We start from the raw sequence: 13895 nt of genomic DNA on the forward strand, positions 1-13895 counted from the left end.
CGCACCGTGTTTACTTCGAGCCTGCCACCTGTGGCTGATCGTTTTCGCCGATGAGGTAGCTGCGGTAGTGCGGGTCGGCCTTGATCTGCGCCTCGCTGAACGGCAGCGGCGCCAGTTGCCTGGCTGCGAACGCGCGGGTCTGGTCGGCGAAATGCGCCGAAGCCGCTTCACTCGACAGCGAGAACGCCAGCAAACCCTGCGCCTGCGGACCCTGCTCGGTGAAGCTGACCACCTGCAAATAGCTGGTGCCGCCCACGACCAGGCGCTTGCCCGGCGCACTGGGCACGCTGACCATGGCGTTGTATATCCCAAGCGCCTGCGGCCCACCGGCCACCGGCGTGCCACTGGCGGCCTGCTGGATCTGCCCCCACTGCCCGTCTGCCGGCAAGCCTTGCGCCTGCACCTGCTGCAGCGAGGCCAGTGCCGCTTCGCGCAACAACGCGCGCACCGCCGCCTGCTCCACGGCAAGACCGCGCGGGGTGTGCTGCGGGTCAGCGGGGTCGAACGCCACGCGCCAGGCCTCGGGATGCTCTGCCAGGGCCTGGAAGATGTTCTGGAAGTGCACGAAGCCGATACCGCTCTCGGCGTTCGCCTTGCCGTTCCAGGCGCGCAGGCTGGCGCACAACTGAGCCAGATCCTGCTGCGCGCCGTCACACCACTGGCGCAGTTCGGGCAGCACCAGTTCAGCCAGGTACACGTCATCGTTCAGAACCAGATCACGTAGCGCCTGGGCATCGAGCCGCGCAGAGCCGTGCAAGCGATTCAAGGCAAAGCGGCTGCGCAACCCCAGCGGCTGGTCGGCGCGACTGACCAGCGGCGAGAAACCAGTCAGAGGGTGCGCTGGATTGACCATCCATGCCGAGTCGTTGGAGTTCTGCACAAAGTCCCGGCGCATCAGGCTGGGCAGTTGGCTGGCCGGAAAAATGCCCGGCTGCGCGGCCTGCGCATCGACTTTCCAGGCGCAGGCGCTGCGCGACCCGTCGAGCACCACCAGTGGGCCGTCCGCGGCCGGGTCACTGCATCGAGCCAGCAACGCATCGTCCACGTACGGCACCACCGATTGGTTCAGGTACAGCGCCTGGCCACCCTCGTCCACCGCCAGGGTGTTGACCCATGGGATGCCTTGGGTCTGGCTCACCGAACGTTGCAGCGCGGCGAGGCTGCCTGCGCGGTTGATCTGATCCCACTGCTGCAGCACGCGGGTGTTGTCGAGATTGGCGTCACGCAGGGCGTAGGCGTGATGCTGGTCCCAGTCGAGCTTGCCGGGCCACTGCAGCAGCGGTCCGAACTGCGAGCTGTAGAGCTGGCGTTCGACCTGGCGCAAGGTGCCATCGGCCTGTTTCACGGTGACGCTCAGGCGCTGGGTCTGCAAAGGCCTGGATACGCCATCGAGCAGGTAGCGTGTCGGGTCCTTGGGGTCGAGCTGCAAACGGTACAGGGTGAAATGCCGGGAGGTGTCGACGGTGTGCGTCCAGGCCAGGTGCCGGTTGAAGCCGATGTTGATCATTGGTAGGCCCGGCAGCGCCGCCCCCATTACATCCAACTGCCCCGGTATGGTCAGGTGCATCTGATAAAAGCGCAGGCCACCGAGCCAGGGAAAATGCGGGTTGGCCAGCAGCAGGCCGCGACCGTTGGCCGAGCGCTGCGAGCCGACCGCGATGGCGTTGCTGCCGCGCTCGCTGGCAAAACGCTGCTGGCGGGCCAAGGCGCTGGCGAAGCGAGACTCATCGGGCCGGGCGGCGAGGCCTGGAGGTGCCGCCGCAACCAGGGCTTCGGCGAACTGTCCGGCGCCGCCCTCGGCAAGCATGCGTCGAGTCAGCTTGACCAGATCGAGGCTGGTGATTGGCCGCAACCCCTCGCCGGCGGCGCATTCAGCGGGCAAGCCGGCAGCTCGACGTTCGGCGAGAATGCGGTTGAAGCCGCTGGCGTAGCCTTCCAGCAGCGCGCGTACCTGGGCCGGTTGCGCCTGCAGGAACGCGTCCACCGCTTGAGGCGAGTTAAGCCAGGTGAAGAACAGGTCGCTGTCGAGGTTGTTACGCTGCTCGACAGTGGTCGCCTCGGCACCGAAATGCCGCGACCGCTCAGCGCTTACGGTCAGCACCTCATCGGCCAGCAAGCACAGGTTGTCCTGGCCATAGGCATAGCCCACGCCGTAACCCAGGCCGCGTGCGTCGCTGGCCAGAATGTGCGGCACGCCGAAACTGGTGCGGCGAATCTCGGCGCTGGCCTGTGCGGAAGTCTGGGCTGCCTGGGCAGCGCACGAGGCGGCCAGAACGGCTGCCAGGCTGAGGCACGCCACATGGCGCGAAGGTGTGGTCACGGGCACTCCTGATGATTGTGCGGGTCATCATCAGCAGACGAGTCGCTTGCCGCGATGTTTAGCGCAAGCCAGACACAACCTGAAATAACCGTCCGAGAAAGTTTTTTCTACTCAGGTTGCAGATTTTTCGTTTTCATTCGTCTTACTTATTCGAGGAACCCAAAAAAACAATCGGGACAGTCCACGAAAAGGAGCATTCACATGCACAACCCGCTACCCGCTTCGCAACGCCCCAAACCGGGCGCAAAACCCATCACCGACAGCGGGGAGGCCAGCGAAGAGCGCCTGGGCAACGAGCAGATCCGTGAATTGCTGCGAGTCTACGGCCTGCGCACCAGCCTGATTCGCCTGAAGGTGATCGACGCCCTGCACTCGGCCGACCGCGAGGGGCGCAGCATCGGCGTACGTGGGGTGCATGCACAGCTGGAGCAACTGGACATTCCGCTGTCGTTCCTCAGCGTGCGCGAGGTGCTCAAGCGCCTGTGCGCCGAAGGGGTCATCGCCCTGGGCAGCGACAAGTGCTACAGCCTCAACCCACAGGCGCGCGCGGTGCTCGAGCTGCGTTGAGGTGCGGCCGGCTAGGTGCGGCCGGCGAGGTGCGGCCGGCGAGGTGCGGCCGGCCAGTCAAGGCCGGCCCGTCGACATCACGAACGCTTGACCTTGCGCCGCAGGATGCCGTTGATCACCACCACCACCACCGCAATGGCGATCGCCAAGTACTGGAAGGTCTGCTCGCTGATCGAGCCCTGCTTCTGCAGGTAGGAAAGCCCCAGCATCGCGGCGAACATCACCACGATGATCAGGATCGAGTACTTCAGGCGCTGCATGTGTGTCATGGGTAAACATTCCTACTGCATCGAAGGCAAAAGGCTCAAACGAGCCGCGCGCATGATACCGCGTGATGCTGCACATGGAACCTCAGAGGGCACATTTCCCGGGCATGAGCCGACCTAGCGTGGGTATGGCATGCCTCGGAAGTAACGATTTACCTGTATTGCAGGAGAAACAGGGGCTAGGGAAGCGCTGTGCGGACTCTTCCTACGCACAAGTCTCACGCTGCCCGCAAACTTGACCCCAAAGTGACTACAGAAGGCGGCCCTATTGGCGCCTAGCGACCCCTCAGACGCTACTCGACAATTCGCGCAGGCCACGGCCAATCGCTGCCGAAGCCAGCCAACGTCATCGTTCGCTTCAGAGGAAATTCTTATGCAAATGCCCGATCTTTCCCGCATCGACACCGAACAACTTCCCGAGTCCCTGCAGTCACTCATCGAATGCGTCGGTATCGAGAATGCCTACCGCCTCACCCATGCTTACGGCGGCAGGCCCAAGTACATTCCCAAGCACCGTGAGCGCACCCGCCTGGTCGATATCCTGCCCGGCGAAGCGTTGGACTGCTTGATCAAACGCTTCTCCGGCATGGCCCTGGAAATTCCCAAGGTCGATCATTTCCAGCGCCAGTTGCGCAACCTGCAAATCATCGAAGAAAGCGCCAGCGGGCTTTCCCGCAGCCTGCTGGCCGACAAGTACGGCTTGAGCCTGAGGCAGATCGGCAACATTCGTCGCCAGCACTGAAGCACTGCCAGCGGGACCTTGACGAATGCCCCTGCCGACCCGCCGGGACGCCATATCCAACGCTTATCGCGTCCCGGCCCAACCCGTAACTGCCCTGCTCCCACGTCGTGGCCGGTTCACCGCAGGCGTTTCTCAGAAATCGCGCTTGTAGAAGATATCCAACGAACTGGCCAGACCGCTGGCCGCCTCCAGATAGACCATCTTGCTCAGCTTGTAGCGCAACGCGATGGTATTGGCCGGCTCGAACACCCCCACCCCATAACGCAAGCTCAGCTTCTCGGTAAGGTTGCCGCTGGCGACCACGCTGGTGCTGTTGCCACTGCCCTCGGTGTCGAGCTGGAAGTCGTCAATACCCAGCCGGTTGGCAACATCGCCGGTAAGGCCGGCACTGCCGGCCAGACCCAGCCCCAGTGCAGCCTGCGCCAGCATGTTGTTGTCTTCTCCAGTGGTGCCCAACGGACGCCCCAGCACCAGGTACGACAACGCCTGCTCCTGGCTCATGGCCGGCTCGGCGAACACCGTGGTGGTCGGTTGTTCGGCGTTGCCGCTCAGGCGAATACCCGCGGTTACGTCATTGACCTGGCGGATCGCTTCGATGTCGAGGAACGGCTGGTCGATGGGCCCGGCGAACAGCAATCGCGCGCGGCGAATGGTCAGGCGCTGACCATAGGCGCGATAACGCCCGTCGGCCAGGCTCAGTTCGCCGCGGGTGTCCATGTTGTCACCCACGTGCACGCGACCCTTGAGGTTGGCGGTCAGGCCGAAGCCGCTGAACGAGAGTTTTTCCCGACCGACCTCGACATCGACGTCCATCGCCATCAGCAGCGGTGGCTTGCCCTCCTCGGTCTGCTGACCGACGATCACCGTGTCGTCGGAGACTTTCACCGTCGAGGGTGGCAGCTCGCGCACGGTGATCTTGCCTTTGGGCACCTGCACCTTGCCGACCACTGCCAGCTTGTCGTCGATCAGGCGAATGTTCAGGTCAGGCGCGACTTCAAGCGTTGCGTAGGGTTCGACGGTCACCGGCAGTTGCTGGCCCTGCAGACGAATATCGACGCCTAGCGCCTGGCCCCAGGTCAGGTTGCCGCCGATCTGCCCGCGTCCGGCAGCGCCACTGCGCCAGCCACCGCTGAGTTCGACCCGCTCCCCGGCGATCATCGCCTGCACCGACAGATCCTGCAGGCTGATCGGCAGCTCGGCGCCGCTGACCTCGCCCCCGCTGAGGTTGAGATTGCCGTTGACCTGCGGCGCCAGCAGCGTGCCCGACAAGCGTCCGCTGCCGTTGAGCTGGCCGGCCAGACGCTCGACCATCGGCGCGAAGGGCCGCGCAACGCCGATGTCCAGCCCGCTCAGGCGGAAATCGCCAGACAACGGTTTATCTGCGGCCATGGGGTCGATGCGGGTGTTGAGGTTCAACGAACCAAGGCCCTGGCCCTGGAACGTCAGTTGCATATCGATCCGCCGCGGCGCCAGGGTGCTGTCCAGGCGCAGGGCCTGGTACGGGAAGGCGATCCAGCGATCCTGATCGCGCAGGCTCAAGGTGCCGCCGCTGGCATCGACGCGCACCGTCCCTTTCGGGCCGCTGGCGGGAATGTCCAGGTTGATGTCTGCGCTGAGCAGGCCCTTCCAGGCGAAGTCCTTGGGCATCCACTGCGCCAGGCTCTCGAGCGGGAACTGCTTGAGGTGGTAGCGAATGCGCGGCTCCGGTGCCAGGCGCTGGTCGTCGCCGCACAGGCTGGCCTGACCCGAGCGCCAGCAGTGGGCGCCGAAATCCAGTTGGCCACTGGCAAGACGTTGCAGACGGGCCGGCGCTTGCAGGCGCCAGTCCTGGCCGCCGGCCTGGACCCGGCCACTGGCCAGGCGCCCACGCCAGTCACCGTTGCCCAGGGTGCCGTCAACACCCAGGTCGAGCTTGAGCTGCGGCCCATCCAGGCCAAGGGTCAGCGCCTGCTGGCGACTGTCGCCCTTGCCGTTGACGAGCAACGTGCCCAACGCAGTTTCACCGACGCGAATGGCGCTGGCCTTGAGGTCGATGAGCGCACGCTGGGCAGCGTCGAGCTTGCCGTTGAGGTCCAGGCGCTGGATGCGGTTGTCGCCCTGGGCCAGTTCGCTACCCAGCAATTTCAGCGTGCCCTGGGGTGCGTCGAGGGTGCCGGCGACGTCCACCTGGCCTTTGACCTGGCCTTGCAGGCCCGGCCACAGCTGGCCAAGGCGCGGCAGATCGAGGTCGATGCGCCCGGCCAGGCGTTGCTCCAGGCTGCCGCTGCCGTTGATGCGGTTGGCGCCCAACTGCACCGCCAGCGCGCCCAGCGTCCAGCGCTCGCCGGCGCCTTGGGCGTCGACCTTGAGCTGCGCAGGCTGACCGCGCAGGCGGCCTTTGAGGTCGAGCTTGGCATCCAGGCTCAAACGCTCGTCTTTCATCTCGCCGGTGCTGCGCAATGGGCCTGCCAGGGTACCCGGCAACTCTGCCACCCAATAAGCGGGATCGAGCGCCGACAGCTGCACATCGACGTCCCAGGCCAGGGTCTGGGCAAACTTCACGGCGACGCTGCCGGCTGCCTTGCCCTGCCCTGCGCTCAGCGCCAGCTTGGGCAGCTTGATCTGGGTCAGGTCACCTTCGAATGGGCTGGTAAGGTTGAAGGCACCGGCCGGACCGTCCAGATCACCGTTGAAATCCCCGCGGTAATCGCCATCGACATACTCCACCTGCGCGCGCAGACGCTTGAGCGTGACCTGCGGCGGCTGCTCGAGCGGGTACAGGCGCAGCCAGGGGAAGTCCAGCCAGTCGAGCTTGGCGTCGGCCTTGATGCCTTGCTGCCAGTCGGCATTGGCCTGCAACTTGACCCGCTGTTTGTCGCCTGCGGTCAGGTCCAGGGCCTGCACCTGCGCGCCCTTGGCATCGGCGCGACCATTGAGCGCCAGAGCGATCGGGCCTTTTTCGGCCGGCAGATTGGCGGCGCCGGTCAGGGCGAAGCCGTCGAGCAGGTTACCGCTGGCATCGAGCTGCAGTTGTTGCAGGCGCAGGGTGTCAGGCAGCGCCTGGCTCGGCTTGAACGATTCGGAACGAATGCGCACGGTCGCCGGCAGGTTTTCGGCCAGTGCCTGCACTTGGCCGGTGAGGGTGGCGTCGAGGTAGCCTTGGGTGCTGGCGTTGAGGGTCAGCACGTTCTGCAGCTCACCCTTGACCTGCAGTTGCAGCGCCAGCGGCTGTTCGTCGACCGGCGGCAACTGCGCGCTGCCGCTCAGCTCCAGCGGCCAGTCGCCATTGGGCTGCACCAGCCCCTCCAGGCGGGCGTGGAGGTCTTCGCGCTGCACTTCCAGGCGGTCGATGCGCAGGCCCTCGGGGGTCCAGTGCGCGACCAGTTGCAGATCGCCCAGCAATTCGTTGCCGTCCAGACGCAGTTGCCCGACTTGCAGTTCCTCGATTTCGATCGACACCGGCAGGTCGAGGCTCGGCAACTGCAGCGGCCCGGCCTGTGGGTCGGGCTCGCTTGGCGCGAAGGCCATGTCGATGCGTTCGGCTTGCAGGCGGCGAATGCACAGCGCCCCGCGCAACAGGCAACCAGGCGCCCAGTCGAACTGCGGCGCCTGCACCTCTACCCGACTTTCGCCGCTGATCCAACGCAGTTGGCTGGCCTGCCAGCGGCCGCCCAGGTGGCCCTGGAACTCATCCACTTGCAGACCCGGCACCAGGCCAAGCGCCCAGCGGCTGCCGGCCTGGCTGCCCAGCACCACGGCGAGCGCCAGCAGCAGCAACACCAGCAACCCGACAATCCCCATTGCGCCGCCCTTGAGCGCGGTCTTCACCCCAGGCCTCACAGTTCCGGCCCCATCGAGAAGTGCAGACGGATGCCACCGTCATCGTCCAGCGCCTTGGCCAGATCCAGGCGCAGCGGGCCGATGGGCGAAACCCAGCGCACGCCAAAGCCGACCCCGGTCTTGAGGTTGGACAACTCCGGGGTATTGAAGGCGTTGCCCTGGTCGATGAAGGTCGCCACGCGCCATTTCTCCGTCAGCGAATACTGGTACTCGGCGCTGGCTGCGAACAGATACCGGCCGCCGATGCGGTCGCCGTCGCTGTTTTTCGGCGACAAGGTCTGGTAGTCGTAGCCACGCACGCTCTGGTCACCACCGGCGAAGAAGCGCAGCGATGGCGGAACATTCTTCTTGTAGTCGTTGGTGGCACTGCCGCCGAACTGCACACGGCCGAGCAGGCGATGGTTCTGCGCCACGGTGGTCAGGCCTTTGAGAGTGACGTTGCCGTACAGCAGGTTGGTGTCGGAGACCACACCCTCCTTGGCCACCTTGGCATCGAATTGCACGCGGTAGCCGTTGTGCGGGTCGATGCGATTGTCGCTGCGCAGGTAGGAATAGGTGACGCCGGGCATCAGCAAATTACTCAGGCCCGAATCATCGCCCAGCTTGTATTCCTCACGCTGGTACTTGAGCGACAGCACCCGCTGCCAGCCGCTGGGCAGCTTGCTGTGCCATTCCGGGCCGACCGTGAGCAGTTGGCTGACCGTGTCGGTGCCAGCGATTTCCTCGTTCTGGTAGCCGCCTGCAAAACGCAGTTTGTCGGTCAGCGGCGGGTCGAGGGGCACGTCGTACCAGATCCCGACGTTCTGCCGTGGCGCCGACAGCTCGGTTTCCCAGCCATAGCTGTGGCCCTGCGGGTTGACCCAGTGGCGCGTCCAGTTGGCCTTGCCGCGCGGGCCGACATCGGTGGAGAACCCCAGGCCCAGGCCCATGGTGCGCGGCTTGCGGGTTTCCAGGTTGACCGCCACCGGCACCTGCTGGTCGACCGCGGCGGTGGGCGCCGCATCGACCCGCACACCTTCGAAATAGCCGCTGGACTGCAGGTCGTTGTTGAGCTCGGCGATCAGCTCGGAATCGTACGGCGTGCCCGGTTTGAACGAGACCATGCGTTGCAGCAGGTCCTGATCGAGCGGGGTGTCGCCGCCGAAGGTCACCGCCCCCAGGCGATAACGCGGGCCGCTCTGGTACACCAAGTCTATGTCGGCGACACCGGCGCGCGGATCGATCGCCAGTTGCTGACGGCTGAAGCGGCCACTGAAAAAGCCGTAACGCGACGCCTGATTCTGGATCAGGCGCTTGGCATCTTCGTAATAGCCATGATTGAGCGGTTGCCCGGCGCGCAACAGGCGGCTGTCCGGGACGCGGAACGAGGCCAGCTCGCTGGCCGGACCCTCGACCCGCACGGTCACGTTGCGCAGGCGTACCGGCTCGCCCGGTTCGATGGTCACCAGCAGTCGCGGTGAGGCTTCGGCATTGGCCGGGGGCTGCACCTGGGTGTCGATCTGCGCCTGGTAATAACCCAGCGCCTGGGCGGCCTTGCGCGCCTGCTCCTCGGCACCGCGACTGAAACGCAGCAGCGCTTCCTCATCACGGTTGCCCAGCGCACCGATGTAGCCCTCGACATTGGCCTTGAGCGCCTTGTTGGCCGGTTTGATCCGCACCACCAATTCGCTCTGCCCCCATGCTGTGAAACTGGCGACCCAGATGATCAGGCCCCAGGCAACTCTTCCTGAATATTTCATGCGCGGCATGCTACCAGAGGCGAGCGTCGATGAAAGCCGTTTGCCCGCCACTCATGTCGGTACGGCACGCGAGGAGGTCGGTGCAGGGTTGAAAAACACTTGCTCGATGACCGGGCCAATGGTCACCTCGCCCAGCACCTCATAGCCCTGGCGCTGCAGGAACGCCACCGCGTGCGGGTTGCTGGTGTTGAGCACCACGCCCTCGGTGTGCGGGTCTTCGGCGCACCAGTCATGCACCTGCTGGAGCAGTCGATCGGCGAAGTGCTCGCCCTGAAACTGCGGGTGAATGCCCAACAGCGGCAGCACGTGGACGCGCTCGGTAGGCAGCCAGCTGGACAGCGCGCCCTGATAGTCGAGGTAGCGGCGGGTGCTGCGCAGCCCGGCGCGGATGATCATGCGCAGGCGCCAGCCCCAACTGTCGGCCACCCCCAGGCGGCGTTGCGGCGGTACGATCAGCGCCACCGCCACCAGCCGGTCGTCAACCAGCAGGCCGATGGCCGGCAGCTTGAAATTGAAATGCTGGCGCACCCATTCGCGGATGACCACGCGCAAGCGCCGTTCATACCCGCCGCGCTGGGCGTCGAACAGAAAGCCGTAGGCCGGTTCACGGCGATAGGCTTCGAACAGCAAGGCACGCACCTCACGGGCAAAGCCATTGTCGAGCATGCAGACCTGCGGTTCAGACGGGGATGACATGGCGAGCGGACCTCCTGGAATTGACGTTTAGCCTTGGAGGCGCGCGCGTGGCCATCGTTCACCGCTGTAGCAGGCAAATACGCGTGCCAGGCGCGATGCTGGTGGTCGCGGCGTGAGTCCGCTAGCATCCGGGCTTTTACCAAGGCAAGCCTTACCCATGAAAATCGTCTGTTTCAACATCAACGGCCTGCGCGCCCGTCCGCACCAGCTGGCGGCGTTGATCGACAAGCACCAGCCCGATGTCATCGGCCTGCAGGAAACCAAAGTCAGCGATGAACAGTTCCCGCTGGCCGAGGTGCAGGCGCTGGGCTACCACGTGCATTACCACGGGCAGAAGGGCCATTACGGCGTCGCGTTGCTCTCGCGCCAGGCGCCGCTGGCGCTGCACAAGGGCTTTGCCGGCGACGAAGAAGACGCCCAGCGGCGCTTCATCTGGGGCACCTTCGCCGATACCGATGGCACCCCGATCACCATCATGAACGGCTACTTCCCCCAAGGCGAAAGCCGTGACCACCCCACCAAGTTCCCGGCCAAGCAGCGCTTCTACAGCGATCTGCAAGCGCTGCTCGAGGGCCAGTTCAGCAACGACCAGCCGCTGATTCTGATGGGTGACCTGAACATTTCGCCGCAGGACTGTGACATCGGCATCGGCGCCGACAACGCCAAACGCTGGCTGAAGACCGGCAAGTGCAGCTTCCTGCCAGAAGAACGCGAGTGGATGGAACGCCTCAAGGGCTGGGGACTGACCGACAGCTTCCGCCACCTGCATCCGCAGGTCGACGATCGCTTCAGTTGGTTCGACTACCGCAGTCGCGGTTTCGAGGACGAGCCCAAGCGTGGGCTGCGCATCGACCTCATCATGACCTCGGCGGGCCTGGCGCCGCGGATCAAGGATGCCGGTGTGGATTACGAGTTGCGTGGCATGGAAAAGCCTTCAGACCACGCCCCGATCTGGCTCGAACTGAGCTGATCGACAACAAACTCTAGAGCGCCCTTCACGGCTGAAGTCGCTCCTACAGCAATTGCACTCACTGCAGGAGCGGCTTGCGCCGCGATGGGCTGCAAAGCAGCCCCGCTAACCCTGGGCGTCGCTTACTTGACCACACCACAGGCCATGCGCGCACCGCCGCCGCCGAGTTTTTCCGGGTGGTCGCTGTGGTTGTCGCCACCGGCGTGGACCATCAGCGCGTGGCCTTTGAAATCGCTGGCCTTCAGGCGTGGCGCGAGCACCGGATAGGTGGCCTTGCCGTCGGCACCGACGTAGATAGCCGGCAAGTCGCCGCGATGGCCGCTGTCGTCGTACGGGCCTTTGTGCGCCTTGGTGTCATCCGGGTCCCAGTGCCCGCCGGCCGCGCCTGCTGGCACGGTCTTGCCGTCTTCCTGGGCTGGATCGCACGAGGCCTTGGCATGCAGGTGGAAGCCGTGCACGCCCGGTGGCAGGTCTTTGAGGTCTGGGGTGAGCAGCGTGCCGTACTTGTTCTGCTCGATGGTCACGGTGCCGATCGACTTGCCCGCGCCATCGGCACCGGCGAGTTTCAGCTCCACGGTTTCGGCCGCCTGGGCCAGCCCGGCGCTGGCCAGCAGGGCGGTCATTAGCAGTGCTTTCATGATGATGTCTCCTTGGCAATGATCAGTCGGGCGTCGTACCCGGTATGACAGGTCCTTGCAGAACCCGCGTGAAGGATCGGACTACACACAGGCGCTGCGATTCCATCGTGCTACACGTTGAAACATTTGCCTTGCACCTAAGCGACTGCGCCACGGGCGCTGAGCGACACCCAGTAGCGCGTGCGGTACTGGACGTGTAGCGGCAGGCTGGCGGCCAGCAAGGCCAGAATGCGGTCGGTGTCATCGAGCGCGAAGGTGCCGGTAACCGCCAGACGCTCGAGGCTCGGCTGACAGCGCAGCACGCCGGGGCGGTAGCGGTCCAGTTCACGCAGAAATAGCCCAAGCGGCTGCGCCTCGACGATCAGCACGCCCTGCTGCCAGCCCGGTATCTGCGGGTCGAAGGCCTGGATGCCGTGCACCTGGCTGGCACTCAAGCGCGCGCGGTGTCCGGCCTTGAGCAGGGTTTCGCTACCTTGCTGCGGCAGCAGGCGCAGTTCGCCGCGCAGCGCCGACACCTGGCAGTCGTGCTCGCCCTCTCTTACGCAAAAGCTGCCAGCGCCGGCCACAATGCGGCCATAGCGAGTCTGCACCTGCAACGGGCCGACACTGTCCACGGCGATCTCGCCGCGCAGCAGGTGCAAACGCGGCTGGCCAGCCTCGAAGGTGATGTTCAGCGCGCTGGCGGTATTGAGTTGCACGCGGCTGCCGTCTGCCAACTCGACGCCACGACGCTCGCCGGTGGCAGTGGCAAGGTCAGCGCCCCACGGCGTGATCGGCAGTTGCCGGTAGGCCATCCACGCCAGCGGCGCCACGGCGCCCAACGCCAGAGCCTGGCCGAGCAGCTTGCGCCGCTGCGGATCGGGACGGTCGAGGCAACTCAGGCCGATGGGCGGCGGCACCTGGCTGAAACGCTGGCGCAGTTGCTCGGCTTTTTGCCACAGCGCTTCATGGGCGGCGCTGCGGGCGCGCCAGTGTTGCAACTGCAACGCGCCGTCAGCGTCCAGCTCACCAGCGTCCTGGCGCGCCAGCCACTGCGCCGCCTCGCGGGCGAGCTGGCGGGCCTGGCTGTCGAGCTGAACGCTCACAGCTCGACCAACAGGCAATGCTCGTACGCCTGGGCCATATAGCGTTTGACGGTGCGTTCGGAAACCTGCAAACGGCTGGCGATGCAGGCATAACCCAGGCCTTCGAGTTGCGCCCAGAGAAACGCCCGACGTACCACCAGCGGCAGCCCGTCGAGCAGTTCATCCAGCGCATGCAGCGCTTCGAGCAGCAACCAGCGCTGCTCGGCCGAGGGCGCGAGCTCTTCGGGCAGGTGCTGCAACGCCTCCAGATACGCCCGTTCCAGGCTGCGCCGCTTGTAGTGATTGACCAGCAGGCGCTTGCCCACGGTAAGCAGATAAGCGCGCGGCTCACGCAGGCTCGGCAGGCTGTTGCTGCGCTCGGCCGCCAGCACCCGCACGAAGGCATCCTGGGCCAGGTCGGCCGCTGCCCAGCGATCCCCCAAACGACTGCGCAACCAGCCTTCCAGCCAGCCGCTGTGCTCACGGTAGAGGGTATTCATGCAAGGTGAAGGCGCCGCAACGGAATCGGTCATACACAGGCACGCAGGCAGAGTGGGTGAGGTGCAAATGCGAGTGATTCTAATTGCTTTGATTGCATGCGCCAAGGTCTGCCCGCGATCGCTGACTGGCGGCCGGTGGACTGGAAACGATCCCCGCGCCACGGCTACTCTGCCTGCGCCCTGACGCACACGGACCCTCACCATGAACTTCGCCCCTGCCATTCCGGTACTGCGCATCTTCAACGTCGACAAGGCCAAGGAGTTCTACCTGGACTTTCTCGGCTTCAGCCTCGACTGGGAACATCGCTTCGCCGCCGACCTGCCGCTGTATGCGCAAATCCACCGCGACGGGCTGATCGTGCACCTCTCCGAGCACTACGGCGATGCCACCCCCGGCTCGACGGTGTTCGCCCGGGTCAGCGACCTGCGGGCACTGGAGCAGGAGCTGCAAGCCAAGCGCTATGGCTACTCGCGGCCCAGCGCCGAGCAGGTCGACTGGGGCTGGCAGATGCAGATCGCCGATCCGTTCGGCAACCAGCTGCGCTTCTGTCAGCAAGACGACTGACGCCTTTAC

The 13895-nt window shown here is 65.3% G+C and carries 12 protein-coding genes; 4 read left to right on the top strand and 8 right to left on the bottom strand.

The genetic code is table 11. The features are described 5' to 3' along the window. Positions 1–10: 10 nt before the first annotated feature. The gene (gene pvdQ / locus H618_RS0106130) at positions 11–2320 is read right to left on the bottom strand and encodes a bifunctional acylase PvdQ (protein ID WP_028694242.1); all 2310 of its coding nucleotides are present in this window, start codon (positions 2318–2320) and stop codon (positions 11–13) included. A 201-nt stretch (positions 2321–2521) separates the two neighbouring features. Here pvdQ and H618_RS0106135 point away from each other — a divergent pair, with 201 nt between their 5' ends. After that, positions 2522–2887, top strand: coding sequence for a fe2+ zn2+ uptake regulation protein (locus H618_RS0106135; protein ID WP_028694243.1), 366 nt, complete (start codon positions 2522–2524; stop codon positions 2885–2887). 77 nt (positions 2888–2964) lie between these two features. Here the strand turns inward: H618_RS0106135 and H618_RS0106140 are convergent, their stop codons facing one another. Beyond that, a complete protein-coding gene (locus tag H618_RS0106140; protein WP_028694244.1) occupies positions 2965–3156 on the bottom strand; it encodes a hypothetical protein in 192 nt (63 codons plus the stop codon). Positions 3157–3526: 370 nt separating this feature from the next. Here H618_RS0106140 and H618_RS0106145 point away from each other — a divergent pair, with 370 nt between their 5' ends. Continuing rightward, complete coding sequence (locus H618_RS0106145) at positions 3527–3895, top strand: hypothetical protein (protein ID WP_028694245.1); 369 nt, start codon at positions 3527–3529, stop codon at positions 3893–3895. A gap of 132 nt (positions 3896–4027) precedes the next feature. Here H618_RS0106145 and H618_RS0106150 read toward each other — a convergent pair whose 3' ends face one another. Genes H618_RS0106150 through H618_RS0106160 form a run of 3 tightly spaced genes read right to left on the bottom strand, consistent with a single transcriptional unit; the run spans position 4028 to position 10149 of the window. Beyond that, a complete protein-coding gene (locus H618_RS0106150) occupies positions 4028–7675 on the bottom strand; it encodes a translocation/assembly module TamB domain-containing protein (protein ID WP_425414174.1) in 3648 nt (1215 codons plus the stop codon). A 35-nt stretch (positions 7676–7710) separates the two neighbouring features. Next, positions 7711–9453, bottom strand: coding sequence for an autotransporter assembly complex protein TamA (locus H618_RS0106155; protein ID WP_028694247.1), 1743 nt, complete (start codon positions 9451–9453; stop codon positions 7711–7713). A gap of 51 nt (positions 9454–9504) precedes the next feature. Next, positions 9505–10149 (bottom strand): GNAT family N-acetyltransferase, encoded by a 645-nt coding sequence (locus H618_RS0106160; protein ID WP_033727512.1) that lies wholly within the window; start codon positions 10147–10149, stop codon positions 9505–9507. A gap of 157 nt (positions 10150–10306) precedes the next feature. Here H618_RS0106160 and xthA point away from each other — a divergent pair, with 157 nt between their 5' ends. Beyond that, on the top strand, positions 10307–11119 hold the full coding sequence (gene xthA, locus H618_RS0106165; protein WP_028694249.1) for an exodeoxyribonuclease III: 813 nt from the start codon (positions 10307–10309) through the stop codon (positions 11117–11119). A 122-nt stretch (positions 11120–11241) separates the two neighbouring features. Here xthA and sodC read toward each other — a convergent pair whose 3' ends face one another. The 3 genes from sodC to H618_RS0106180 form a co-directional block, all read right to left on the bottom strand. Further along, positions 11242–11757, bottom strand: a complete 516-nt coding sequence (sodC, locus tag H618_RS0106170) for a superoxide dismutase family protein (RefSeq protein WP_028694250.1) — start codon at positions 11755–11757, stop codon at positions 11242–11244. Between the two features lie 137 nt (positions 11758–11894). Continuing rightward, complete coding sequence (locus H618_RS0106175) at positions 11895–12842, bottom strand: FecR domain-containing protein (protein ID WP_028694251.1); 948 nt, start codon at positions 12840–12842, stop codon at positions 11895–11897. Then, entirely contained in the window at positions 12839–13354 is a 516-nt protein-coding gene (locus H618_RS0106180; RefSeq protein ID WP_028694252.1) for a sigma-70 family RNA polymerase sigma factor, read from the bottom strand. Before H618_RS0106180 ends, H618_RS0106175 begins: the two co-directional genes overlap by 4 nt. A gap of 169 nt (positions 13355–13523) precedes the next feature. On the opposite strand from H618_RS0106180, the gene H618_RS0106185 reads away from it, so the two are divergent. Next, on the top strand, positions 13524–13886 hold the full coding sequence (locus H618_RS0106185; protein ID WP_028694253.1) for a glyoxalase superfamily protein: 363 nt from the start codon (positions 13524–13526) through the stop codon (positions 13884–13886). Positions 13887–13895 lie beyond the last annotated feature (9 nt).

This window comes from Pseudomonas cremoricolorata DSM 17059 = NBRC 16634, from assembly GCF_000425745.1.
GTDB classification, from domain to species: Bacteria; Pseudomonadota; Gammaproteobacteria; order Pseudomonadales; family Pseudomonadaceae; genus Aquipseudomonas; species Aquipseudomonas cremoricolorata.

Bases quoted from the DNA above. Each gene is read 5' to 3' on its own strand.
- H618_RS0106185 (WP_028694253.1), top strand. From the start codon at position 13,524: ATGAACTTCGCCCCTGCCATTCCGGTACTGCGCATCTTCAACGTCGAC.
- H618_RS0106140 (WP_028694244.1), bottom strand. From the start codon at position 3,156: ATGACACACATGCAGCGCCTGAAGTACTCGATCCTGATCATCGTGGTG.
- H618_RS0106150 (WP_425414174.1), bottom strand. From the start codon at position 7,675: ATGGGGATTGTCGGGTTGCTGGTGTTGCTGCTGCTGGCGCTCGCCGTG.
- H618_RS0106145 (WP_028694245.1), top strand. From the start codon at position 3,527: ATGCAAATGCCCGATCTTTCCCGCATCGACACCGAACAACTTCCCGAG.
- H618_RS0106160 (WP_033727512.1), bottom strand. From the start codon at position 10,149: ATGTCATCCCCGTCTGAACCGCAGGTCTGCATGCTCGACAATGGCTTT.
- sodC (WP_028694250.1), bottom strand. From the start codon at position 11,757: ATGAAAGCACTGCTAATGACCGCCCTGCTGGCCAGCGCCGGGCTGGCC.
- H618_RS0106180 (WP_028694252.1), bottom strand. From the start codon at position 13,354: ATGACCGATTCCGTTGCGGCGCCTTCACCTTGCATGAATACCCTCTAC.
- H618_RS0106135 (WP_028694243.1), top strand. From the start codon at position 2,522: ATGCACAACCCGCTACCCGCTTCGCAACGCCCCAAACCGGGCGCAAAA.
- xthA (WP_028694249.1), top strand. From the start codon at position 10,307: ATGAAAATCGTCTGTTTCAACATCAACGGCCTGCGCGCCCGTCCGCAC.
- H618_RS0106155 (WP_028694247.1), bottom strand. From the start codon at position 9,453: ATGAAATATTCAGGAAGAGTTGCCTGGGGCCTGATCATCTGGGTCGCC.